Origin of the sequence: Hymenobacter actinosclerus, from assembly GCF_900111515.1 — a bacterium.
Classification (GTDB): domain Bacteria; phylum Bacteroidota; class Bacteroidia; order Cytophagales; family Hymenobacteraceae; genus Hymenobacter; species Hymenobacter actinosclerus.
Genome location: NZ_FOHS01000002.1, coordinates 400,915 through 422,772 on the forward strand (window position 1 = coordinate 400,915; position 21,858 = coordinate 422,772).

The 21,858-nt window shown below is 62.7% G+C and carries 17 protein-coding genes; 6 read left to right on the plus strand and 11 right to left on the minus strand.

The window, feature by feature from the left end:
* Positions 1 to 10 precede the first annotated feature (10 nt).
* Together hisIE and hisF are read right to left on the minus strand one after the other, a co-directional pair.
* Positions 11 to 649: a bifunctional phosphoribosyl-AMP cyclohydrolase/phosphoribosyl-ATP diphosphatase HisIE gene (gene hisIE, locus BMY67_RS08085; protein WP_092770307.1), complete on the minus strand. Its 639-nt coding sequence runs from the start codon at positions 647 to 649 to the stop codon at positions 11 to 13.
* 94 nt (positions 650 to 743) lie between these two features.
* The gene (hisF, locus tag BMY67_RS08090) at positions 744 to 1,502 is read right to left on the minus strand and encodes an imidazole glycerol phosphate synthase subunit HisF (RefSeq protein WP_092770309.1); all 759 of its coding nucleotides are present in this window, start codon (positions 1,500 to 1,502) and stop codon (positions 744 to 746) included.
* Positions 1,503 to 1,563: 61 nt separating this feature from the next.
* Between hisF and BMY67_RS08095 the strand changes: the two genes are divergently transcribed.
* Entirely contained in the window at positions 1,564 to 1,998 is a 435-nt protein-coding gene (locus BMY67_RS08095) for a hypothetical protein (protein ID WP_092770311.1), read from the plus strand.
* Positions 1,999 to 2,000: 2 nt separating this feature from the next.
* Here the strand turns inward: BMY67_RS08095 and hisA are convergent, their stop codons facing one another.
* The 6 genes from hisA to hisG form a co-directional block, all read right to left on the minus strand.
* A complete protein-coding gene (hisA, locus tag BMY67_RS08100) occupies positions 2,001 to 2,717 on the minus strand; it encodes a 1-(5-phosphoribosyl)-5-[(5-phosphoribosylamino)methylideneamino]imidazole-4-carboxamide isomerase (protein WP_092770313.1) in 717 nt (238 codons plus the stop codon).
* 119 nt (positions 2,718 to 2,836) lie between these two features.
* Positions 2,837 to 3,430: an imidazole glycerol phosphate synthase subunit HisH gene (hisH, locus tag BMY67_RS08105; protein WP_092771617.1), complete on the minus strand. Its 594-nt coding sequence runs from the start codon at positions 3,428 to 3,430 to the stop codon at positions 2,837 to 2,839.
* A 222-nt stretch (positions 3,431 to 3,652) separates the two neighbouring features.
* Positions 3,653 to 4,780, minus strand: a complete 1,128-nt coding sequence (hisB, locus tag BMY67_RS08110) for a bifunctional histidinol-phosphatase/imidazoleglycerol-phosphate dehydratase HisB (RefSeq protein ID WP_092770315.1) — start codon at positions 4,778 to 4,780, stop codon at positions 3,653 to 3,655.
* A 148-nt stretch (positions 4,781 to 4,928) separates the two neighbouring features.
* A complete protein-coding gene (gene hisC / locus BMY67_RS08115; RefSeq protein ID WP_092770317.1) occupies positions 4,929 to 5,978 on the minus strand; it encodes a histidinol-phosphate transaminase in 1,050 nt (349 codons plus the stop codon).
* A gap of 157 nt (positions 5,979 to 6,135) precedes the next feature.
* The gene (gene hisD / locus BMY67_RS08120) at positions 6,136 to 7,467 is read right to left on the minus strand and encodes a histidinol dehydrogenase (RefSeq protein WP_092770319.1); all 1,332 of its coding nucleotides are present in this window, start codon (positions 7,465 to 7,467) and stop codon (positions 6,136 to 6,138) included.
* 264 nt (positions 7,468 to 7,731) lie between these two features.
* A complete protein-coding gene (gene hisG / locus BMY67_RS08125) occupies positions 7,732 to 8,583 on the minus strand; it encodes an ATP phosphoribosyltransferase (RefSeq protein ID WP_092770321.1) in 852 nt (283 codons plus the stop codon).
* 576 nt (positions 8,584 to 9,159) lie between these two features.
* Here hisG and BMY67_RS08130 point away from each other — a divergent pair.
* The 3 genes from BMY67_RS08130 to BMY67_RS08140 all read left to right on the plus strand — a co-directional run bounded on the left by BMY67_RS08130 (position 9,160) and on the right by BMY67_RS08140 (position 11,693).
* A complete protein-coding gene (locus tag BMY67_RS08130; protein ID WP_143069742.1) occupies positions 9,160 to 10,149 on the plus strand; it encodes a DUF2911 domain-containing protein in 990 nt (329 codons plus the stop codon).
* Positions 10,150 to 10,255: 106 nt separating this feature from the next.
* Positions 10,256 to 10,822, plus strand: a complete 567-nt coding sequence (locus BMY67_RS08135) for a Crp/Fnr family transcriptional regulator (protein ID WP_092770325.1) — start codon at positions 10,256 to 10,258, stop codon at positions 10,820 to 10,822.
* Positions 10,823 to 10,892: 70 nt separating this feature from the next.
* Positions 10,893 to 11,693 (plus strand): sterol desaturase family protein, encoded by an 801-nt coding sequence (locus tag BMY67_RS08140; protein WP_245744951.1) that lies wholly within the window; start codon positions 10,893 to 10,895, stop codon positions 11,691 to 11,693.
* A 211-nt stretch (positions 11,694 to 11,904) separates the two neighbouring features.
* Here the strand turns inward: BMY67_RS08140 and BMY67_RS08145 are convergent, their stop codons facing one another.
* The 3 genes from BMY67_RS08145 to BMY67_RS08155 all read right to left on the minus strand — a co-directional run bounded on the left by BMY67_RS08145 (position 11,905) and on the right by BMY67_RS08155 (position 15,648).
* On the minus strand, positions 11,905 to 14,484 hold the full coding sequence (locus BMY67_RS08145; RefSeq protein ID WP_092770327.1) for a TonB-dependent receptor: 2,580 nt from the start codon (positions 14,482 to 14,484) through the stop codon (positions 11,905 to 11,907).
* A 9-nt stretch (positions 14,485 to 14,493) separates the two neighbouring features.
* Positions 14,494 to 15,192 carry a ribulose-phosphate 3-epimerase gene (gene rpe / locus BMY67_RS08150; RefSeq protein ID WP_092770329.1) on the minus strand — a complete coding sequence of 233 codons (699 nt, stop codon included), beginning with the start codon at positions 15,190 to 15,192 and terminating at the stop codon, positions 14,494 to 14,496.
* A 135-nt stretch (positions 15,193 to 15,327) separates the two neighbouring features.
* On the minus strand, positions 15,328 to 15,648 hold the full coding sequence (locus BMY67_RS08155; protein WP_092770331.1) for a hypothetical protein: 321 nt from the start codon (positions 15,646 to 15,648) through the stop codon (positions 15,328 to 15,330).
* A 435-nt stretch (positions 15,649 to 16,083) separates the two neighbouring features.
* On the opposite strand from BMY67_RS08155, the gene BMY67_RS08160 reads away from it, so the two are divergent.
* Together BMY67_RS08160 and BMY67_RS08165 are read left to right on the plus strand one after the other, a co-directional pair.
* The gene (locus BMY67_RS08160) at positions 16,084 to 20,712 is read left to right on the plus strand and encodes a T9SS type B sorting domain-containing protein (protein ID WP_092770333.1); all 4,629 of its coding nucleotides are present in this window, start codon (positions 16,084 to 16,086) and stop codon (positions 20,710 to 20,712) included.
* Between the two features lie 117 nt (positions 20,713 to 20,829).
* Positions 20,830 to 21,801: a PorP/SprF family type IX secretion system membrane protein gene (locus BMY67_RS08165; RefSeq protein WP_092770335.1), complete on the plus strand. Its 972-nt coding sequence runs from the start codon at positions 20,830 to 20,832 to the stop codon at positions 21,799 to 21,801.
* The last annotated feature ends 57 nt before the right edge of the window (positions 21,802 to 21,858 follow it).

Sequence of the window (21,858 nt, forward strand, 5' to 3'; positions counted from 1 at the left end):
GCCACCCCGGTTACTCCCGCCGCACGCCCCCGGAAATGGTGCTGTGCCGCTCGCGTAGCACGCCCACCACATCTTCCAGCGACAAATCCGAGGCCGTCAGCAGGACCACCAAATGGTATAGCAGGTCGGCGGCCTCGCCCTTCAGGCCGGCCACGTTGCCGCCCACGGCGTCGATAACCGTTTCGACGGCCTCCTCCCCTACTTTCTGGGCGATTTTTGGCATGCCCTTGCGGAAAAGCGAGGCGGTGTACGACTTCGGGTCTTCGTCGGGAAACTGGTGGCGGCGCTGCACCAGCCGCTCCAGCTCGGCAATAAAGCCCACGGCCGGGGCCGGGTAGGCCGTCTGGTTGGGCTGCTCGAAGCAGCTGACGGTGCCCCGGTGGCAGGTAGGCCCGTCGGGCAGGGCGCGGATGAGCAGCGCGTCCTGGTCGCAGTCCTCGTGCTCGCTCACCACGGTGAGGTAGTTGCCGGAAGTTTCGCCCTTGGTCCAGAGGCGCTGCTTGGAGCGCGAGAAGAACGTCACGCGGCCCGTTTCGCGGGTGACGCGCTGCGCCTCCTCGTTCTGGTAGCCCAGCATGAGCACCTGGCCCGTGGCGGCATCCTGCACAATCACGGGAATCAGCCCATCGGGCATTTTGGCAAAGTCCATTTGGTAGTTGTCAGTTGATAGTTGTTGGTTGTCAGTGGTAGGGGTTCCATTTATCAATCCTGACAACTGACAACTACCAACTGAAAACTGAATATTACAGCCGGACCGGAATGCCGTCCTGGCGCAGGTGTTCTTTCAGCTCGCGGATGCCGATTTCGCCAAAGTGGAAAATGCTGGCGGCGAGGCCAGCGTCGGCGCGGGCCTGCTGGAACACCTTGGTGAAGTCCTGCATCGAGCCGGCGCCGCCTGAGGCAATAACCGGAATGGGTACGGCCCGGCTCACGGCCCCGGTGATGTCGAGGGCGAAGCCGTCCTTGGTGCCGTCGTTGCTCATGGAAGTCAGCAGGATTTCGCCCGCGCCCCGGTCGGCGGCCTCGCGGCACCAGTCCACGGCGCCCCGGCCGGTGTTGTGGGTGCCGGCGCGAGTGTATACCTGCCAGCCGTCGGCCGCATTAAAACGGGCATCGGCGGCCACCACGATGGCCTGGCTGCCAAAGCGGGCAGCCAGCTCGTTGATAAGTTCGGGCCGGGCCAGCGCGGCGGAGTTGATGCTCACCTTGTCGGCCCCGCTGAGTAAAAGCGCCTCCACATCGGCCACCGACCCAATACCGCCGCCCACCGTGAACGGGATGTCCAGCTCGCGGGCCACGTCGCGCACCAGGGCCACCAGCGTGGCACGTTTCTGGTTGGTGGCCGTGATGTCGAGAAACACCAGCTCGTCGGCGCCTTCGCGGGCGTAGCGGGCGGCCAGCGCCACCGGGTCGCCGGCGTCGCGCAGGCCCTCGAACTGCACGCCCTTCACGGTGCGGCCGTCCTTTATGTCGAGGCAGGGAATGATTCGTTTGGTCAGCATCGGGGTTAGTTTTGGTATATGTCTGTCTTCCTTACTTTTGACAAATGCTACACCTATCCAAATGAGAGAATTTAACTGGCAGAAAGCTTATCCTGATTTACGCTTGCTGGATGAAACAGACAGTTTCCTGCTAGGCCATACATATGAGGATGCGCTACTTATCCGTAAGAGAAACGGCGAACATGTAATAGAAGACGATTTCTACGGCGACCCAACCTGCGGCTATATAAGTCGCCAAGATGACTGGGCAGTAGTGGCCGGTGAACATGTTACCACCTGGCATTCGAAGCGCGGCAAACAGATTGTTCGTTTCGAGAATCACCAGTGGGTACAAGCACTCCGCTATATCGAAAACGCCTGCATACAGTTACTGGTTGACTCGTTTGGAAAACACGGTGCCATCTGGGAGCTAGATGTTCAGCGTAATTCTTTGCGCAGGATTCGTGAATTCCAAGATTACCGGGAGCAGCCATTTACGGAAGATATCATCTGGTAAGCCTACAGCCAAGGCCGCAGTTGCTCCAGCGTAATCGTGCCCTCATAGATGGCTTTGCCGATAATGGCCCCGTGCATGCCGATGGCGGCCAGCGCCTCCACGTCCGCAATGGTCGTGACGCCGCCGCTGGCGATGAGCTCGGCGGTGGGCAGTTGCTCGCGCAGCTCGGTGTAGGTGGCCAGCGAGGGGCCCTGGAGCTTGCCGTCCTTGCTCACGTCGGTGCAGATGAAGGTGGTGGCCCCAGCGGCCAGGTAGTCGGCCACGAACTCGCGCAGGGTCCGCTCGCTTTGCTCGGCCCAGGCGTTGATGGCAATGTGGTGGTCGCGGTAGTCGGCCCCGATGATAATGCGGTCGGCCCCGAACGTGGCCAGCCAGCCAGCTACGGTTGCGGGTTCGCGCACGGCAATGCTGCCGGCCGTAATCTGCCGAGCCCCGGCGTCGAAGGCCTGGCGCACGGCGTCCTCACTCTGCAGCCCACCCCCGAAATCTATGTGCAGACTGGTGTGGCGGGCAATTCGTTCGAGCACCGGCAGGTTCACCGGCTGCCGGGCCCGGGCTCCATCTAGGTCCACGAGGTGCAGGCGCTTGACGCCGGCCGCCTCAAAGCGCTGGGCCACGGCCAGGGGGTCGGCGTCGTAGGTGGTCTGCTGGGCAAAGTCGCCCTCCGTCAGGCGCACGCACTGGCCGTTAATGAGGTCGATGGCGGGGATGATATGCATTATTTGCTAGGGTTTAGGGACTTAGGTATTAAGGCTTAGGGACTTAGGTAATAGGGCTTAGTTGGGCAAAATGAATCTGAGCCCTAAGTCCCTAACACCTAAGCCCTAAGCCCTAAAGCTTACAGCCTGATAAAATTTTCCAGAATGCGGGTGCCGACGGGGCCGCTCTTCTCGGTGTGGAACTGCACGGCGTAGAAGTTCTGGTGCTGCACGGCGGCGCTGAACGGCGCGGGGTACGCGGCCTCGGCAATGGTGTATTCGCCCACCGGCGCATAGTAACTGTGCACGAAGTACACGTAATCCTCGGCCCGCAGGCCCTCGAACAGCGGGCTGCTGAGCTGTTGCAGGTTGTTCCACCCCATGTGCGGGATTTTGTGCTCCGGCCCGGCCGCCGCAAAGCGCACCACGTCGAAGGGCAGAATACCCAGCATATCGGTACCGCCTCCCTCCTCAGTGTGGCGACCCAGCAGCTGCATACCCAGGCAGATGCCGAGAAATGGTTGCGTAAGCGTCGGCAGCAGCTCGTGCAGGCCCTTGGCCCGCAGCTCGCGCATGGCCGAGGCGGCCTCGCCCTCGCCGGGGAACAGCACCTTGTCGGCCCGGCGCAGCACGTCGTGGTCGGCCGTGAGCGTGGCCTGCACGCCGAGGCGCTCCAGGGCAAACAGCACCGACTGCACGTTGCCGCCCTTGTAGTCAACTATGGCTATTTCCATTTGAATATTCCGGTTGAAAAAAACATGCTTACTCATTTGTTAAACCATTTGTATAAACAAGTTGTGCGCTTCAGCCCGCTTGCAGCTCGGCTCTTTGTTAGTCTAGCCAATCAATCGAATGGCCAGCATGCCCAAACTTGTTATAAGTGCCATATCAGCAACGGCTGAGCACATTAACCTGGCAAGATGATCTCTATCCATTTGTTTATGCAAATGGATAACTTATAAGATACCCTTGGTACTGGGGATTTCCATGCGCCCGGCGTCGCGCACCAGCGCCATTTTAATGGCCTTAGCCACGGCCTTGAAAATGGCTTCAATCTTATGGTGCTCGTTCTGCCCCTCGGCCTTAATATTGAGGTTGCAGCGGGCCGCATCGGCGAAGCTTTTGAAGAAATGGTAGAACATTTCGCAGGGCATATCCCCTATTTTCTCGCGCTTGAACTCGGCGTCCCACACCAGCCAGGGCCGGCCTGAAAAGTCGATGGCCGCCTGAGCCAGCACGTCGTCCATGGGTAGCAGGAAGCCGTAGCGGGCCAGTCCGCGCTTGTCACCCAGGGCCTGGTTGAAAGCTTCGCCCAAGGCAATGGCCGCGTCCTCGATGGTGTGGTGCTCGTCGATGTGCAGGTCGCCCTGCACTTCCACTTTCATATCCACGCCCGAGTGCTTGCTGAGCTGGTCGAGCATGTGGTCGAAGAAGCCCAGGCCGGTGTGCATCTGGGGGCGGCCCTGGCCATCGAGGTTGAGCTCGATGCGGATTTTGGTTTCGTTCGTGTCGCGCTGCACCACGGCGGTGCGGGCGGGCAGGCGCAGGAACTGGTATATTTTCTCCCAGCTCATGGTCGTAAGGGCGGCGCGCTCGTCGGCCCCCTCCCCTTCCGGCGCGGGTTCCGGCTGGAGCAGGATGGCCTGACAGCCCAGGTTCTGGGCCAGCTCCACGTCGGTCAGCCGGTCGCCGATGACGAAGGAGCCCGGCAGGTCGTAGCCGGCGCCTTCGGCCAGGTACTGCTGCAACATGCCGGTGCCGGGCTTGCGGGTGGGCCGGTTCTCGTGCGGGAAGCTCCGGTCGATGTGTTCGCGCACGAACTCCACGCCTTCCGAGCGCAGCACGTCGAGCATCATGGTGTGGGCGGGCCAGAAAGTATCCTCGGGGAAACTCTCGGTGCCCAGGCCATCCTGGTTGCTCACCAGCACCAGCTCGTAATCCAGCTCGCGGGCAATGCGGGCCAGGCCGGTAATGGCACCGGGTACAAACTGGAATTTTTCCCGCGTCAGCGCGTCGACCTGAAAATCGGTTGGCGGCTCGACGAGGATGGTCCCGTCGCGGTCAATGAAGAGTACTTTTTTCATGTTTGATTTAAAAAGTCATTCATTGTCATGCTGAGCATGTGGCGCATAGAGCCCGGGTGCGCAGTCGCAGCATCTCTACTGCAATGCTAGTTCTACTGACTGTAACGAAGCGGTAGAGATGCTTCGACAAGCTCAGCATGACGTTCTTTTAAGCGTTAAACTCGGCCAGCGCCCGCAGCAGCAGCTCGTTTTCGGCGGCCGTACCTACCGTGAGGCGGAGCGTGCCGGCGCAGCCGGGCTGGGTAGTGCGGTTGCGCACAATAATGCCGCGGCCCACCAGGTGGTTGTACACGGCCGTGGCATCGGGCTTGAAGCGCACGAGCAGGAAGTTGGCATCCGACGGGAACACCTCCGCTACGATGGGCAGCGCGGGCAGCCGCTCGGCCAGCCAGTCACGGCCGGTTAGCAGCTGCTGGCGCAGCAGCTCGAAGCGTGGCGCATCGCGCAGGGCGGCCAGGGCATGCTGCTGGGTGGCTTCCGACACATTGTAGGGTGGCTTGATTTTGTTGAGGTAGCCCACGATTTCGGGCGCGGCGAAGGCCATGCCCAGCCGCAGCCCGGCCAGGCCCCAGGCCTTGGAAAAGGTCTGCAACACTACCAGGTTCGGGAATTCCGCCAGCCGGGTCGTCCAACTCGGAGCCGGGGTGAAGTCGGCATAAGCCTCATCCACCACCACCAGCCCCTGGAAGCCGCGCAGAATCTGCTCGATGTACTCGGTGTGCAGCAGGTTGCCGCTGGGGTTGTTGGGCGAGCACAGCCACACGATTTTAGCTTTGGAAGCCAGCACCCCGGCCACGATTTCGGGCGAAAGCTGGAAGTCGGAAGTAAGCGGAATACGCTCCACGGCCACGTCGTTCAGGTTGGCGGCCACCTCGTACATGCCGTAGGTGGGCGGCAGCACCAGCAGGCTGTCCTGGCCGGGCACGCACAGCAGGCGCACCAGCAGGTCGATGGCCTCGTCGGAGCCATTACCGAGGAAAATCTGCTCGGGCGCTACGCCTTTCAGCTTCGCCAGCTCAGCCTTCACGGCGCGCTGCTGGGGGTCGGGGTAGCGGTTGAAGCGGGCGGGGCCGGCGCTGCCCAGGCTGTTCTCGTTGGCGTCGAGCATCACCTGGGCCTCCCCCTGGAATTCGTCGCGGGCCGAGGAATAGGGCTTCATGCCCCGGATGTTGGGCCGCACTAGGTTGTCTATACTCATCGCTGATTTGCGCTGATTAGGGTGATTACGCTGATTTTTTCTTCTGTCAGCCTGCGTATGTTGCGCTTTGAGCAAGGACCAAGGACCTATATAGAGGCCAATGCTTGATGCTAGCTTCTGTACATAATCCTTCCTCGCCGCTTGATGCGCGGAATACTCAGGATGACACGCTTTTTTCTTTGCGCTGCTCCTCAAGATTCAACGACTCCAACCGCAGCGTCACGGCGCGGGCGTGGGCGCGCAGGCCCTCGGCTTCGGCCATAACTTCCGTGATGGGGCCCACGTTGCGCAGGCCTTCAGCGGTGAGGCGCTGGAAGGTGATTTTTTTCAGGAACGAGTCGAGCGAGACGCCGCTGTAGTTGCGGGCGTAGCCGTTGGTGGGCAGCGTATGGTTGGTGCCCGAGGCGTAGTCGCCCACGGCTTCGGGCGTGAGGTGGCCCAGGAATACCGAGCCGGCGTTGGTGACGCCCGCGGCCAGCTCCTCGGGGCTTTCCACGGCCAGAATCAGGTGCTCGGGCGCGTACTCGTTCGAGAAATCCAGCATCTCTTCTACGTCGCGCAGCAGAACGGCGCGGCTTTCGGTCAGGGCCTGGGCGGCCACTTCGGCCCGGGGCAACTCTTGCAGTTGGCGCTGCACTGCGGCCTGGGTTTGCTCCAGTATATACAAGGAGTCGGAGAGCAGGATGACCTGGGAGTCGGGGCCGTGCTCGGCCTGGCTGAGCAGATCGGCCGCCACGAAGGCCGGGTTGGCGGTGGCGTCGGCCATAACCAGTATTTCCGAGGGGCCGGCGGGCATATCGATGGCCACGCCGTAGCGGGTGGCCAGCTGCTTGGCGGCCGTCACGTAGCGGTTGCCGGGCCCGAAAATCTTGTCCACGGCCGGCACCGATTCGGTACCGCCACTAAGCGCGGCCACAGCCTGGGCCCCGCCGGCTTTCACTATCGTATCAATACCCAGCAACCGGGCCGTAAACAGGATAACCGGGTTCACCGAGCCATCGGGCTGGGGCGGCGTGCAGAGCACGATGTGCGGGCAGCCCGCCAATTTGGCCGGCACGCCCAGCATCAGCAGGGTGCTGAACAGCGGCGCCGTGCCACCCGGAATGTACAGGCCCACCCGCTGCACGGGCACCGCCCGCCGCCAGCAGCTCACGCCGGGCATGGTTTCCACCTGCTCCGGCCGCGGCACCTGGGCCTCGTGGAAGCGCAAAATATTGGCGTGGGCCTGCCGGATGGCCGCCTGGAGCTCCGAAGAAACCTGGGCCCCGGCCGCCGCCAGCTCCTCGGGCCCCACGCGCAGGCCCCCGGCCCCCGACAGGTCGGCGCGGTCGAACTGGCGGCCGTAGTCTACCAAAGCCGCGTCGCCGCGCTGGCGCACGTCCTCGAAAATCTGCTGCACCCGCTGCTCCACTTCGGCACTCTGCTGCTGGGCCGCCCGCTGCTGCAAGGCCGCCCACTCGGGCCGGGAAGGGTATTGAAAGATGTTCATTTTTTTGGGAAGCTAGGAGTTAGAAGCTGCTTCGCAGAAGCTAGGTGAACTGACAGATTAAGTTGGTAGGCAGAACGTCATTCAGAGCGTAGCGAAGAATCTCGCGTAAAATCGTTCAACAGTTGTTCAAGCGAGATTCTTCGCTGCGCTCTGAATGACACGCCGTACACCAATTTAGCTTGTCAGTTCACCTAGGAGTTAGAATGACGGAGAACAAATTCTATCTTCTAGCTACTATCTTCTAGCTTCTGCAAAGCCGCTTCTTCACGAAATCATTTTCTCAATTGGCAGCACCAGAATCCCTTCGGCGCCGACGGCTTTGAGCTGGCTGGTGATGTGCCAGAAGTCGTCCTCATTCACTACTGACTGCACCGACACCCAGCCTTCCTCGGCCAGCGGCGTGAGGGTGGGCGACTTGATACCGGGCAGCAGCTTTTTTACCGCATCCAGAGCCGCGACGGGCGCGTTGAGGATGATGTATTTGTTGCGGCGGGCCCGGCGCACGGCCTGCATCCGGAATTGCAGCTGCTCCAGCTGCTCCTGCTTTTCGGCGCTCAGGGTTTGGTTGGCAATGAGCACGGCCTCCGAGCGAAACACGGTTTCCACTTCGCGCAGACCGTTGCCGAGCAGCGTCGAGCCGCTGCTCACGATGTCGCAGATGGCCTCGGCCAGCCCGATGCTGGGGGCAATTTCTACCGAGCCGCTGATGGTGTGCAGATTGGCCCGCACGCCCTGCCCGGCTAGGTAGTCGCCCAGGATTTTTGGGTACGAAGTGGCAATGCTCACGCCCTGCAAATCCTGGATGGAGTCGTAGGCGGCGGCACGGGGCACGGCCAGGCTCAGGCGGCACTTGCTGAAGCCCAGGCCTTCAACTTCCAGCTCCGGAAAACCGGCCTCCACCAGCACGTTCTGGCCCACGATGCCCAGGTCGGCCACGCCATCCTGCACGTAGCCGGGAATGTCGTCGTCGCGCAGGTACAGGATTTCAAGCGGAAAGTTGGTGGCTTCGGTTTTGAGCTTGTAGGAAGCCGAAAGGAAGTTGATGCCGCATTCCCGAATCAGATTCAGGGAGTCTTCACTTAAGCGGCCGGATTTCTGGATTGCCAGACGGAGCATTTCTTTTTAATTAAGGATTTGAATTAAGAATTAAGAAATGGCCGGTTTGGCGGTCTTAATTGATAATCCGAAAAAGACAGAGTGGCGGAATGGGCGGGGACTATAGCGCCGGTTCAGAAGTTGGATGTGCTGGCGGGCCCTGCGCAGGTTGGGAAAAGGCCAGAGGCCGGCCGGACCCCCACTTTTCCGGGGGCCGGGGAGCCGGTTGCGGCTCGCCCAACGGGTCAATATGATGCGTTCATTCCTCTAGAAAGAGGAATGGTGCCCGTGATGATGCCAGGTGGCAGACTCAAACGCGCCGGCCCCGGCCGGGCGGCCCGCTACGGGGGCGGCCGGATGGCTTAGGGCAGTAAAACGAGGCGCGGAGAAAATCATAAGGGCTAGGTAGCGGGGCAAATGTACGAGCAGACCAACAGGATGAAAACTTTTCCCCAAAAAAATTATCAAAAAACCGAGAACTTCACGTTTCCCGTACCAGTCCTACCCACTTTTGGCATCATTGTTACTGACTACCCGGCGGTGCGGCTGCCGTGCCGGCTATGTTACAGTTTCCTGCCCCGCTTTGTTTTTGTCCTTATGCTGACTGCCCGCTCTCTTGCCCTTCGTTTCGGACTCCTGTTTGCCCTGACCACCGGTAGCACGCTCGCGGCCCGCGCCCAGACAGCACCGGTAGCCGCGCCCGCCCCGGCCGCTACTCCCCCGCCCCTGGCCGGCGAGGCCGCCCCCGCCCCGCTGCCGCCCCCCACCACGGGCGTGCCCACGGGCATCGAGCTGCTGCTGCCCCAGGCCAGCCCCCGCGCTTTGGTGGCACAGGCCGTGGGCCTGACCGACGTGACGGTGGAATACCACTCGCCTTCGGTACGGGGCCGCAGCGTGTGGGGCGGGCTGGTACCGTATGACCAGGTATGGCGCGCCGGAGCCAACGAAAACACGCTCATTCGCTTCTCGACCCCGGTGCTGCTGCACGGCCAGAGCGTGCCCGCCGGACAGTATTCCTACTACGTAATTCCCCATCAGGACCGCGACTGGGAAGTGGCGCTCAACCGCGTAACCACCCACTGGGGCACCGACGGCTACGACCCGCAGCAGGACGCTATCCGGGTGCCGGTGCAAACCGAGCCGGCCCAGTTCCAGGAAAGCCTGCTCTACTGGTTTTCCAACGTGCGGCCCAACGGCGCCCACCTCAACCTGACCTGGGAGAAGCGTACCGTGGTGCTGCTGTTCGAAGTGGAGGTACACAAGCAGGTACTGGCCGGCGTCGAGCAGGCCTTGCAGCAGCAGCCCAACAACTGGGAGCTCCTGGCCCAGGCCGCCGACTACCTGGTGCAGAACAACCTTCAGCCCGAGCGCGCCCTGGCCTGGATCAACGAGTCCATCCGCCTGCAAAGCGAGGTCAGCAATAACTGGATAAAGGCCCGTCTGCTGGCCCAGCAGCAGGATTACGGCACGGCCATCGTATACGCCCGCAAAGCCATCAAAATGGGCGACAAGGATGATGAGGCGTTCAAGTCGCGCCTGCCCAACATGCGCCTTTCCCTCACCGAGTGGCAGGCCCGGGCGTATTAGGGATTAGGGATTAGGGATTAGGGATTAGGGATTAGGGGTACATGTATTTCAGGAACAGCCGTTGCCGTTTGCAGCGGCTGTTTTTTTGTGGTTTATCTTGGCCCTCATGGAAGATTTGCTGGCCGTATGCCGCGCTATCCAGGCGCTTTCTGAGGGCCTGGAGGCCGAATTGCGCCGGCTGGCGCGGCTGGAAACCGTGCCGGCGCGCACGGCGCTGCTTGAGCCCGGTAGCATGGCCCAGCGGCTGTTCTTTCTGGAGTCGGGTTTGGTGCGGGGGTATTACCTGAAGGAGGGCAAGGAAGTGACGTCGTGGTTTATGCCGGAGGGCCACTTTGTGATTTCCATTCTGAGCTTCTTCTCGCGCCAGCCTTCCCACGAATACCTGCAAACGCTGGCCGAATGCCGGCTCTGGTCGCTTACCCACGCGCAGGTGCAGGCCCTGTACCGGCAGTTTCCCGAGTTCAACTTCATCGGCCGGGTGCTGACGGAGCGCTACTACGTGCTCAGCGAGCAGCGCGCCCTCGACCTGCGCATGCTGCCCGCCGCCGAGCGCTACGCCCGCCTGCTGCGCGACTTCCCCGACCTGACCCAGCAGGTCCCGCTACACATGCTGGCCTCGCACCTGGGCATTACCCCCGAAACCCTGAGCCGCCTGCGCGCCCACCGTTCTTGATAAATGTCAAGGGGTAAGGGCAGCGCGGCCCGCACCTTTGGAGCATGGTTTCACGCTTAACCCTGCTATTATGAATACGTTGTTTTTGCTGCCGCTGCTGGACTGCGGCGTAGTTCTGCCCCGGTTGAACGCGCCTCCGACGCTGGTTATTATTTTCGAGGCCTTTGCGTTCTACTTCGTGCTGGAGCGCGTGGTGCCGGGCTGGAGGCTGCCGCGGGTGGCCACCTGGCCGCTGCGGGTACTGCTCATCAATGGGGCGCAGTTGCTGGTAGTGGTGGTGGCGGGCCTCACTTGGGAAAAATGGTTTTCGGCCTACTCGCTGCTGCACCTGTCGCGGCAGCTGGGCCCGGTGGCGGGCGGGCTGCTGGCCTACGTGGTGGCCACGTTTGTATTCTACTGGTGGCACCGCTGGCGCCACACCCAGGATTTTCTCTGGCTCCACTTCCACCAGATTCACCACAGCCCCCGCCGGCTCGAAGTCATCACCTCCTTCTACAAGCACCCGCTCGAAATGACCGTTAACTCCCTGCTGGGCGGGCTGCTGGTGTTCACCGTGTTGGGCCTGAGCCCGGCGGCCGGGGCCGTGTACACGCTCTGTACGGCGCTGGGCGAGTTTTTCTACCACACCAACGTGCGCACGCCGCGCTGGGTGGGCTACATTTTCCAGCGCCCCGAAATGCACCGCGTCCACCATCAGTACCAGCAGCACAGCCACAACTACGGCGACCTGGTTGTCTGGGACTACCTTTTCGGCACCTACCGCAACCCCGCTACCTTCGAGGCCACCTGCGGCTTCGACCCCGAAAAAGAGGAAAAGCTAACCGACATGCTCCGCTTTAAAGACGTGCATGCGGAGGAGGTGGTGGAGTGAGGTGATGAGGTAAGGAGGTGTCATTCTGAGCAGAGCGAAGAATCTCGCGTGCCAAAGTAATCCAGACGTCAGAGGCTAGCATGGCACGCAAGATTCTTCGCTCTGCTCAGAATGACACCTCCCTACTCCATCACCTCCTCACCCCATCACCTCCTTACCCCATCACCTCCTCACCTCCTCACCCCATCACCTCATCACACCATCACCTTCCCTAAAACCGGGCAATCACCCTTAGATTCACCAGCCGGTTCGAGAGGAAATTGGGCACGCTGTAAGTCAGGCCGTTCAGGTCCTGCACGTAGTTGTAGCCGGCCAGGTTGCTGGCGCCGAGCACGTTGAGCACTTCCAGGCTTAGCCACAGGGTTTGCAGCTGCACGGTGCGGCCGCGGGCGGCCAGCTCGGTGGCGGTGCGCAGGCCCAGCACTTTGGTAAAGCCCAAATCGACCCGCTTGTAGGAGCGCGTGAGCTTGCTGGTCCCGCGCAAATCGGGCAGGTAGGGCGGGCTGAACGGCAGGCCGGTACCAAACACGAAGTTCACGTAGCCCTTCACCGAAGGGTCGCCGGGCAGGTTATCCTGCAGGAAAATACCCAGGTTCAGGCGCTGGTCGGAGGGGCGGCGAATGTAGCCCTTGGACTTACGGCCGAAAACCTGGCCCTGCGAGTCGAAAACGTTGAGCGAGTCGCCCGTCAGGTTTTCGCGGGTCGTGAGCACGCCCAGGCTAAACCACGATTCGGTACCGGGAATGAACTCGCCGCTCACCCGCGCATCGAGACCGGCGGCGTAGGCTTTGGCGTTGTTGTTGGCCTGGTAGCGCAGGCGCACGTTGTCGATATCGTAGGGCACTACGTCGGTGAGGTACTTGTAGTAGGCCTCGCCAGTGAAGCGGAACGGCCGACCCCAGCTGCGGAAACGCAGCTCGTTGCCCACGATAAAGTGCAACGAGCGTTGGGCCCGCAAAGCAAGATTGAGCGCCCCTTCCTGGCTTTGCGGGGCGCCGGTCTGGTAGCGCAGCTCGCGGTAGAAAGGGGGCTGCACGTACACCCCGGCGGCCGCTTTCCAGGCCAGCCGCGGGTTGCGGGCACTGCGGAACGCGTACTGCACCCGCGGGCTCACCGTCGTCTGCCCGTTCACCGTCCAGTAGTTGAGGCGGGCCCCGTAGGTGAGCGTGCGCAACGAATCGAAGCGGATGGTATGCTGGGCGTAGCCCTGGGTGCGGGTGCTGGTCAGGTCGAGGTTGGAGCGCAGGCGGGTGCGGCGGTAGTCGGGCACGTAGTCGGCCGAATCGACGAAGCTGTACTCGTCGAGCACGTCGTTGATCTGCTCGCGGCCCGTTTTCAGGCCCCAGCGCACCGTGTGGCGCAGGCCCGGCGTCCAGGTGCCGCGGGTTTCAAGCGAGGCCACGCGGGCTTCGAGCGTGTTGCGCGAGTGCTTGAAGAGCCTTCCTACTCCCCGCCGGTTTAGGTCCATGCCAAAATCGGGCGACTTCGGGTCGCGGTTGATTTCGGCAATTTTATAGTCTGCCTCCACGTCGCGGTACTCGAACTCGCGCGAGTAAAGTAGGCCACCGAGCAGCTCCAGGCGCAGGTTGGACCGCAGCTGGTGGCTCAGGCTCAGTCCGCCCTGGTAGGTATCGTACTGCATCCGCTCGCGGCCCTGGTAACCGATAATGAGGCGCGAAAACTGGTTGACGCCGGTGCTGAACGTGCTTTCGCCGGTTTCGGGGTTGAAGCGAAAATCGTTGTGGGCGTAGGTATTCAGCAGGCTCAGCGTCGTGCGGTCGAGGTTGTCTTTGGGGCCCAGGGCCACCGTAATCAGGCTCTGCCCGTCGTAGAAAGTGGGGTTGTAGCCGCCCTGCTGCTGCTGGAGCGAGTTGAACACGTAGGTGGCGTTCTTGTAGCGCACCCCGGCCAGGTAGCTGATGCGGCGGTTGGGCGAGTTGGCCTCCACGTGGGCCGTGCCGCCCACCAGGCTGGCCGTGGCCGAGGCCCCGAACCTGAGCGGCCGCTTGTAGTCAATGTTGAGCACCGACGAAAGCTTGTCGCCGAACTTAGGCTGCCAGCCCCCGCTCGAAAACTCAATGGTATTCACCAGATCAGGGTTGACGAAACTCAGGCCTTCCTGCTGGGCAGTGGTCACCAGAAACGGCCGGTACACCTCGAAGCCGTTTACGTAAATCAGGTTTTCCTCGTAGTTGCCGCCGCGCACCGAGTAGGTGCTGGTCAATTCGTTGGTGCTGGTTACGCCGGGCAGCGTTTTGAGGATGGCCGAGAAGTCGCCGAAAGGCGACGGGATTTCCTTGGCCGCCCGCGGCTCCAGCTTCATAATACTCACCTGTTCGCGGGTATCGGTGGCATCCTGGCGGCCGCGCACGGTTACGTTGTCCAGGGCCCGGCCGTCCTCTGCCAGCGCCACGCGCACTTCCGGATTCTGGCTCAGATCGAGTTTCAGCCGCTCGGGGCGGTAGCCGAGGCGGCGCAATATCAGCACCGGAGCGGCGCCACCGGCCGCGGGCCGCAGCACGCTCAGCGTAAAGCGGCCCCGCTCGTCGGTGTTGGTGCCGCCGGTCTGGCCTTCCACGCCCACTGTCACGTCCTCGAGGGGCCGGCCAGTGACGTCGCGTACTACGCCCGTTACCGTTGTCCGGCTGGTTTGGGCCAGCGCCGGAGCAGCCAGCCCGGCCAGCAGCAGTGCCGCCGCGGCGGCGCCCGACCGGGCAGCCGGGGTCGTGAGCAGCCGCAGCCACAAGCGGGTTGGAACGGAAACGGGAAACACGCGGAAAGAAAGCAGCATCCGCGGGGCTTAGTCGTTGGTTTCGAGGGCTTCGGGCGCCAGTTCGGCCCGCATGCGGGCCAGCGTGCCCACCGGGTCGCCATCCTTGAATACAAACGAGCCGGCCACCAGCGCATCGGCGCCGGCCGCCACCAGAGCGGGCGCGTTGTCGAGCGTTACACCACCGTCTACTTCAATGAGGGCCGACGAGCCACAATCAACCAGCAGTTCTTTCAGCTGAGCCACCTTGCGCAGCGTGTTCGGAATAAAGGCCTGCCCCCCGAAACCGGGATTTACCGACATCACCAGCACCACGTCGAGGTCGGCGGCAATGTCTTCGAGCAAACTCACGGGCGAGTGCGGGTTGAGGGCCACGCCGGCCCGGCAGCCCAGCTGCTTGATTTGCTGCACCACCCGGTGCAGGTGGGTGCAGGCCTCGTAGTGCACCGTGATGATGGCGGCCCCGGCGTCGCGGAAGGCGCTCAGGTAGTGCTGGGGCTCCTCAATCATCAGGTGCACATCGATGGGCTGGCGGGCGTAGCGGTGCACGGCTTCCAGCACCGGAATACCGAACGAGATGTTGGGCACGAAGCGGCCGTCCATCACATCAAAGTGCAGCCAGTCGGCAGCCGAGTCGGCCAGCATTTCGGTTTGCGCCTGCAGGTTGCCGAAGTCGGCGGAAAGAAGCGAGGGGGCCAGCAGCGGGGCCTGGCGACGAGTCGGGTTCATGCCACGAAAGTAGTGATTAGCGGTTAGTGATTAGCGGACAGTGAAGATTCTCCTTCTTCGTCTTTGGCTTGATGCGCCACATGCTCAGAAGGAGAATCTTCACTGTCCGCTAATCACTAACCGCTAATTTCTCCTCTAAGCCGGCTTTTCGTACGCCCGCCAGTCGAGCTTACCGTCTTCGGTTTTGCGCAGGAATACGGTCTGGTCGTCGTCCTGGCGCTTGCCGAACGTAACGTCGCCGCGGCAGTCGAGGCAACGCAGGCTGGTGTATTTGAACTTGCCCTGGGCCTCACGGGCGGTCAGGTCGAGGTTGTCGGAGCCGCAGAGGCCGCACTTGGCCACATCGGGGAAGCTAAGCCGGTCGTACTCGGCCACCGTTTCGTGGAAGGTGGCTCCCTGAACGGTAAAGTGAAACTGGCGGCGCCCGAGGCGCTTGGAAACCATCATTTGCAGCATAACAGCAGAAAAAAGAAGTGGACTTGATAAAAGGCGCCGTGGAGCTACTCCAAACCTGGAACTCCGCCGGCAACCTACTCCAACTGGAAATCAATGCCAAATTACTAATAATTTTCGCATCACGAAAACTAACTTATTTGGCAATTTACATCCGCCGCCTTAGCCCGCAAAAATGCCCGGGGCGTACGCCGGCTAAGGCATTGATATAGGCAAACTTGCCCCGAATGAGCTTACCGCGGATACTTTTCTGCTGTTTGGTCAGCAACTGCTCTAAACCTGAGCGGCAGTATGTAGCTTTATGAAGTACTACTGGTAGTTTTTCTAGAGGAACTGTATTATCTAGCAGCCTGTGTCTGTTGGTAATGCTGCGGAAGGCTTCGATTGAAACTTTCTAACTGCTTGCTTTTGAGTGCCTGTCTACTTGCCCGCCCCCCTATGCCCGCAACGCTTCGACACCCTGCCCTGACTGCCCCCCGAATTCCTGCTCCGCCGGTGGCTGCTTTAAGCCGCCGGGCGGGCCGACTCCGCCGCTATCCGGGCGGCGGGCGGAAGCAAGCGGCAGTGGGCTGGCTGCTGCTGTTGCTGGTGCTGCTGGGAAGCGGGGCGGCCACAACGGCCCACGCCCAAACCGGCCCGCCCAAGTGCAGCGAGGATGAGAAGTTTGCCAATACCTGGTATTTCGGCTATAAGGCGGGGCTGGACTTCAACGCCGCCACCGATTCCATTCTGCCCACGGTACTCACCAACGGCGCCATGGACGCACCGGCCGGGGCGGGCGTTATGTCGGACGGCAACGGCAAGATTCTCTTCTACAGCAACGGCGAAACCGTCTGGAACGGCGACGGCAGCATTATGGAGACTGGCCTGAACGGCAGCCGCTTTACCACCGATGGCCCCCTGCCCATCCGGATGCCGGGCAGCCCGCCCCCGAGCACGCCGACTGCACAGACGCGTTACCTGCTCTTCACGCAGGATGCCAAAGGTGGTGCCAAGGGCCTGAGCTACTCGGAAATCGTTATTCCGGCGGGCGGAGGGGCGGGTACGGTGGTGGCCGCTACCAAGAACACCCCGCTTACCCAAGGCACCGCCGAGAAAATGACGGCTGTTTTTCATAAAAACGGCTGCGACATCTGGCTTATCGTGCACGGCTGGGGCAACGCAACTTCGGGTAACGCCAACCGTGGCGACGCCTTTCTGGCCTACCGCGTGCGGCCGGCCACCGGTATGAGCATGGGTCCGCCCAATATCGACCCGCCGATTATTTCGGCCGTTGGCAAGCTGCACGCCCCGAGCGTGGCGGCCCAGGGCTACCGCGGGCAGATGAAAATTACGCCCGACGGCCAGCAGCTCGCCGTGGCCCGCTACAGCGAAATAGCGGGCGACAGCAGCAGCACTGTGGAGCTGTTCAGCTTCGATACCGAAACGGGTACGGTCAGCAACCCCAAAGTCATTGATGCCCAGCAGGGCGGCTATTACGGCGTGGAGTTTTCGGCGGGCCGCAGCCGGCTGTACAGCACGGTGCTGGGCGCGGCGCCCCGCCTGCCCCAGCTGCTGCAGTTTGATATCAGCAACATCGGCAGCGGCAGCGGGCCGGTGGGCCGCGAGGTTATTCCGCTCAAGCAGACTACGCCCGTGAACCTGGGCTCCATGCAAACGGCCCCCGACGGCAAGATTTACGTGGCCCGCGAAAACCAGTCGGCCCTGGGTTTTATCTCCTACCCCGACTCGCTGGGCGCCGCCATTGCCTACGCCGACGACAGCCTGCAGCTGAGCGGCCGCCTGAGCGGGCTGGGCCTGGTCAACTTCAACCAAAGCTCCCTGCTCCGCGTGGGCTTCGGAGGCGAGTCGACGGCTTGCCTAGAGTTTACGTTCACATCCCCGCCCATCGATTTTGACAATACAGCCTATGCCTGGGATTTTGGCGACGGCACCACTTCAACGGAGAAGGACCCCAAACACACCTACGCCGCCCCCGGCGACTACACAGTAAAGCTACGCATCACGACGAACTGCTTCTGCCGCGAATCGCAGAGCCTGGTTCGGGTACCGGGTGCCCCTACCCCGGGCACTATTGCCAAGGACCAGGCCATTTGCGCCGGCGATACTGCGGGCGTGCTCATTAGCTCGGTTCCGGCGGGCGAAGGCACCGGACAGTACACGTATCAGTGGCAGCAGTCGGCCGATAACAGCACCTGGGCCGACATTGCCGGGGCCACGGCCGAAACGTATGCGCCGGGCAGCGTGAGTGTCACGACCTACTTCCGGCGGCTGGTTACCTCGGGCTTCTGCGCGCCGCGGACGCCTACCGCCTCGGTTAAGATTACCGTGACGCCGAAGGTTGTGCCGGGTACTATTGCCGCCGACCAGACCCTGTGCGAAGGCAGCACACCAGCCCCGCTCACCAGCGCAACCGCCCCCACGGGCGGCACCGGGCAGTTTGCCTATCAGTGGGAATCGTCGCTCGATAACGTTGCCTGGACGCCCCTACCCGGGGCAACCCCAGCAACCTACGCGCCTGGCCCGCTTACGGCCACTACCTCTTTCCGCCGCCGCGTCACTTCGGGTACCTGCGCGCCGGTGTTATCCAACGTAGTCACCATTACCGTGACGCCCAAAGTGGCGGCCGGCACCATTGCCGCCGACCAGGCCATTTGCGCCGGAGTTGCGCCGGCCCCGCTCACCAGCGAAACCCCGGCCACCGGCGGCGCCGGCACCGTGGCGTATCAATGGGAATCGTCGGCCGATAACGCCACCTGGACGACCGTTGCCGGGGCCACGGGCCCCACCTACGCGCCCGCGGCCCTTGCGGCCACCACCTACTTCCGCCGCCAGGCCAGCTCGGGCGCCTGCGCCAGCGTGCCGTCCAACGTGGTCACCATTACCGTTGCCCCGGCCCTGCTGGCGGGTGCTATTGCGGCCGACCAGTCCGTATGCGCCGGCAGCCCCGTAGCCCCGCTCACCAACAGCGCGGCTCCGATGGGCGGTACCGGGCAGTTCGTTTATCAGTGGGAATCCTCGCCCAACAACACCACCTGGACTCCCATTGCCGGGGCTACGACGGCTGAGTACGCCCCCGGCCCCCTTACGACTACCACCTACTTCCGCCGCCAGGTAAGCTCGGGCGCCTGCGCCAGCGCGCCCTCCAACGTGGTCACCATCACCATAACGCCAACGGTGACGCCCGGCACCATTGCCGCCAACCAGACGCTGTGCGCCGGCACTACGCCGGCGCTGCTTACCAGCAGCGTGGCGGCCGCGGGCGGCACCGGCACCATTGCCTACCAGTGGGAATCATCCGTTGATAACGCCACCTGGGCAGTTGTTGCCGGCGCCACCGGCCCGACCTACGCGCCCGGTCCGCTCGCGGCCACCACCTACTTCCGCCGCCGGGCAACCTCGGGGCCGTGCGGGCCGGTGGTATCCAATGTGCTGACTCTTACGGTGACCCCGGCCCTGCTCGCCGGCACCATCGGCACCGACCAGACGCTGTGCCCGGATGCTACCCCCACCCCCTTAACCAGTACCACCGGGGCCAGCGGCGGAACGGGCACGTTCGCCTACCAATGGGAATCGTCGGCGGATGGGACCAACTGGACGGCCGTGACGGGGGCTACCGGGGCTACTTTCGCCCCCGGCCCGCTGACCACCACGACCTACTTCCGCCGCCAGGTAAGCTCCGGCCCCTGCGCCAGCGTGCCGTCCAACGCTGTTAAGCTGACGGTACTGCCAACACTTACCGCTGGCAGCATTGCGGCCGACCAGGATGTGTGCGCAGGTACGGCGCCCGCACCGCTCACCAGCGCCGGCGCAGCCAGCGGCGGAACGGGCACGTTTGCCTACCAGTGGGAATCATCCGCAGACAACGCGACCTGGACGGCCATCGGCGGGGCTACCGGGGCCAACTACGCGCCCGGACCGCTCACGGCCACCACCTACTTCCGCCGCCGGGTAAGCTCGGGCAGCGGCACCTGCTCGACGGGCATTTCCAACGTAGTCACGGTGCGGATTCAGCCCCAGGTAACGCCCACCGTAACCCTGGCCACTCCGCCAACGCTATGCCCCGGCACGCCCCTCACCTTTACGGCCGTTGTGAACGACGCGGGCCCCGCGCCAACTTTCCGCTGGTTTGTCAACAACATCCCCGTAGCCAGCGGGCCGACGTTCATCAGCAGCACGCTCGTTACCGGCGACCAGGTGCGGGTGGAAGTAACGGCCGGGCCGGGCCTGTGCAGCACCGGCCCGGCCACGGCCACAGTTACCGTAACGCGCACCCCCACCCCCGCCCCAACCCTAACCATTGCCGTGCAGCCCGGCGCCCCGGTTTGCGCGGGCGAACCGCTCACCTTCAGCGCCACCAATGTGACGAATGCCGGGCCGAATCCGGTTTACCAGTGGCTGCTCAACGGCAACCCGGTGGCCGGCGCGACGGGTCCGGTGTTTACCAGCTCTACGCTGCGCGACGGCCAGACCGTAACGCTGCGCCTGAGCACCACCAACAGCTGCGGCCAAGCCTTAACGGCGGTTTCCAACGGCGTGGCCGTGCGCATTCAGCCGCCGGTGAAAATCAGTGCCGGCCCCGACAAGGAGATTATCCTCGGTACTTCGGTGGTGCTGGAAGGCACGGCCGATGGGACGTACCCCGTTACCTGGACGCCGGCGACGGGGCTGGACTTCTCGGGCAACAACCCGCTGCGGCCCACGGCCTCGCCCAAAGTCACCACCACTTACCGGCTTTCGGCCGGAGAAGGTGGCTGCGCGGCCTTTGACGAGGTGACGGTAACCGTGCGCGAGGCCATCCGGATTCCTAACGCCTTTACGCCCAACGGCGACGGCCGCGACGATACCTGGCAGATTGAGTTTATCGAGGATTTCCCCAACAACACCGTCACCGTCTTCAACCGCTGGGGCACCCAGGTTTTCTCGGCCCAGAACTACAGCCGGGCCAACGAGTGGCGCGGCGACATCAACGGCAAGCCCGCACCGGCCGGCACCTACTACTACGTGGTCGTGACGAAGGGCCCGCTGGGCAAGTCGTATAGCGGCTCGCTCACGGTACTGTATTAAGAAGCTGCCAGCGTCGGGTTGCCCGTTGCCAGACTGTTCTAACACGGACAACCGGCAACCCGATACTGGCAACCCGACTCTGGCAACTGAACGCTGAAAACTAACACGCTTGCGGTTATGAAAAGAGCTTCCCTCACCCTGCTACTGCCCCTGCTGCTGGCCGCCGCGCCCGCCCTGGCCCAGCAGGAGGCGCAGTACAGCCAGTACATGAACAATAATTACCTGCTCAACCCCGGCGCCACGGGGGCCGAGGACTACATCGACGTGAAGTTCAGCTACCGTACCCAGTGGGTGGGTCTGGAGGGAGCTCCCCGAACATATTACGCCAGCGTCAACTCCTCGCTGGGCAAGTGGCTCACCACCAACAAGCGCACCCGCCACGACCTGCGCCGGCCGTTTCATGCCATTGGCGGCTACGTGTACCGCGACGAAACCGGGCCCATCAGCCGCACCAGCGCCTATGTTTCGTACGCCTACAACGTGGTACTGACACCTAAAATCCGGGCCGCGCTGGGCATGTCGGTGGGCGTGCAGCAGTTTTCCGTTGATGGCTCCAAGCTGAAATTCTTCACTGACCCCGACATGGTGCCGCCCAGCGAAGCCTCGCGGGTGCTTGATGGCTCGGTGGGGTTGTGGGTATATAGTCCCAGCGTATTTGTCGGGGTGTCGAGCACCCAGCTGCTGGCCAACAAGCTCGATTTCTCCTACGGCATCAACCAGCTGGGCGGCAACGTGGGCAACTCGCTCCGGCGGCACTACTTCTTCACGGGTGGCGTGCGGCTGCCGCTCACCGACGACTGGTCGGTGGTGCCGTCGGTGCTGGTGAAAGCCGTTAGCCCGGCTCCGCTTTCCGTCGATGTCAATGCCAAGCTCAAGTACCAGGATTTGCTCTGGGCCGGCGTATCGTGGCGCACCAAAGACGCCGTGGTGGCCATGGTAGGCTTCAACTACGAGCAGCTGGCCGTGGGCTACTCCTACGATACCGGCATCTCGCGGCTGACGGGCTACCACGGCGGCAGCCATGAAATACTGGTGGGCCTGCGGCTGAAGAAAAAGGCGCAGGTAGTGTGCACCAACCGGTTCTGGTAGTGAATACGCAACTCGGTGAATGAGGGAATCCGGCTGTCATCCTAAGCCCGGCCAAGG

Coding starts and splice junctions, on each gene's coding strand:
- hisIE (WP_092770307.1), bottom strand. CDS start 649: ATGGACTTTGCCAAAATGCCCGATGGGCTGATTCCCGTGATTGTGCAG.
- BMY67_RS08095 (WP_092770311.1), top strand. CDS start 1,564: ATGAGAGAATTTAACTGGCAGAAAGCTTATCCTGATTTACGCTTGCTG.
- BMY67_RS08155 (WP_092770331.1), bottom strand. CDS start 15,648: ATGCTGCAAATGATGGTTTCCAAGCGCCTCGGGCGCCGCCAGTTTCAC.
- BMY67_RS08135 (WP_092770325.1), top strand. CDS start 10,256: ATGGAAGATTTGCTGGCCGTATGCCGCGCTATCCAGGCGCTTTCTGAG.
- hisD (WP_092770319.1), bottom strand. CDS start 7,467: ATGAACATCTTTCAATACCCTTCCCGGCCCGAGTGGGCGGCCTTGCAG.
- BMY67_RS08165 (WP_092770335.1), top strand. CDS start 20,830: ATGAAAAGAGCTTCCCTCACCCTGCTACTGCCCCTGCTGCTGGCCGCC.
- hisC (WP_092770317.1), bottom strand. CDS start 5,978: ATGAGTATAGACAACCTAGTGCGGCCCAACATCCGGGGCATGAAGCCC.
- hisF (WP_092770309.1), bottom strand. CDS start 1,502: ATGCTGACCAAACGAATCATTCCCTGCCTCGACATAAAGGACGGCCGC.
- hisG (WP_092770321.1), bottom strand. CDS start 8,583: ATGCTCCGTCTGGCAATCCAGAAATCCGGCCGCTTAAGTGAAGACTCC.
- hisA (WP_092770313.1), bottom strand. CDS start 2,717: ATGCATATCATCCCCGCCATCGACCTCATTAACGGCCAGTGCGTGCGC.
- BMY67_RS08145 (WP_092770327.1), bottom strand. CDS start 14,484: ATGCTGCTTTCTTTCCGCGTGTTTCCCGTTTCCGTTCCAACCCGCTTG.
- BMY67_RS08140 (WP_245744951.1), top strand. CDS start 10,893: ATGAATACGTTGTTTTTGCTGCCGCTGCTGGACTGCGGCGTAGTTCTG.
- hisH (WP_092771617.1), bottom strand. CDS start 3,430: ATGGAAATAGCCATAGTTGACTACAAGGGCGGCAACGTGCAGTCGGTG.
- BMY67_RS08130 (WP_143069742.1), top strand. CDS start 9,160: ATGCTGACTGCCCGCTCTCTTGCCCTTCGTTTCGGACTCCTGTTTGCC.
- hisB (WP_092770315.1), bottom strand. CDS start 4,780: ATGAAAAAAGTACTCTTCATTGACCGCGACGGGACCATCCTCGTCGAG.
- rpe (WP_092770329.1), bottom strand. CDS start 15,192: ATGAACCCGACTCGTCGCCAGGCCCCGCTGCTGGCCCCCTCGCTTCTT.
- BMY67_RS08160 (WP_092770333.1), top strand. CDS start 16,084: ATGCCCGCAACGCTTCGACACCCTGCCCTGACTGCCCCCCGAATTCCT.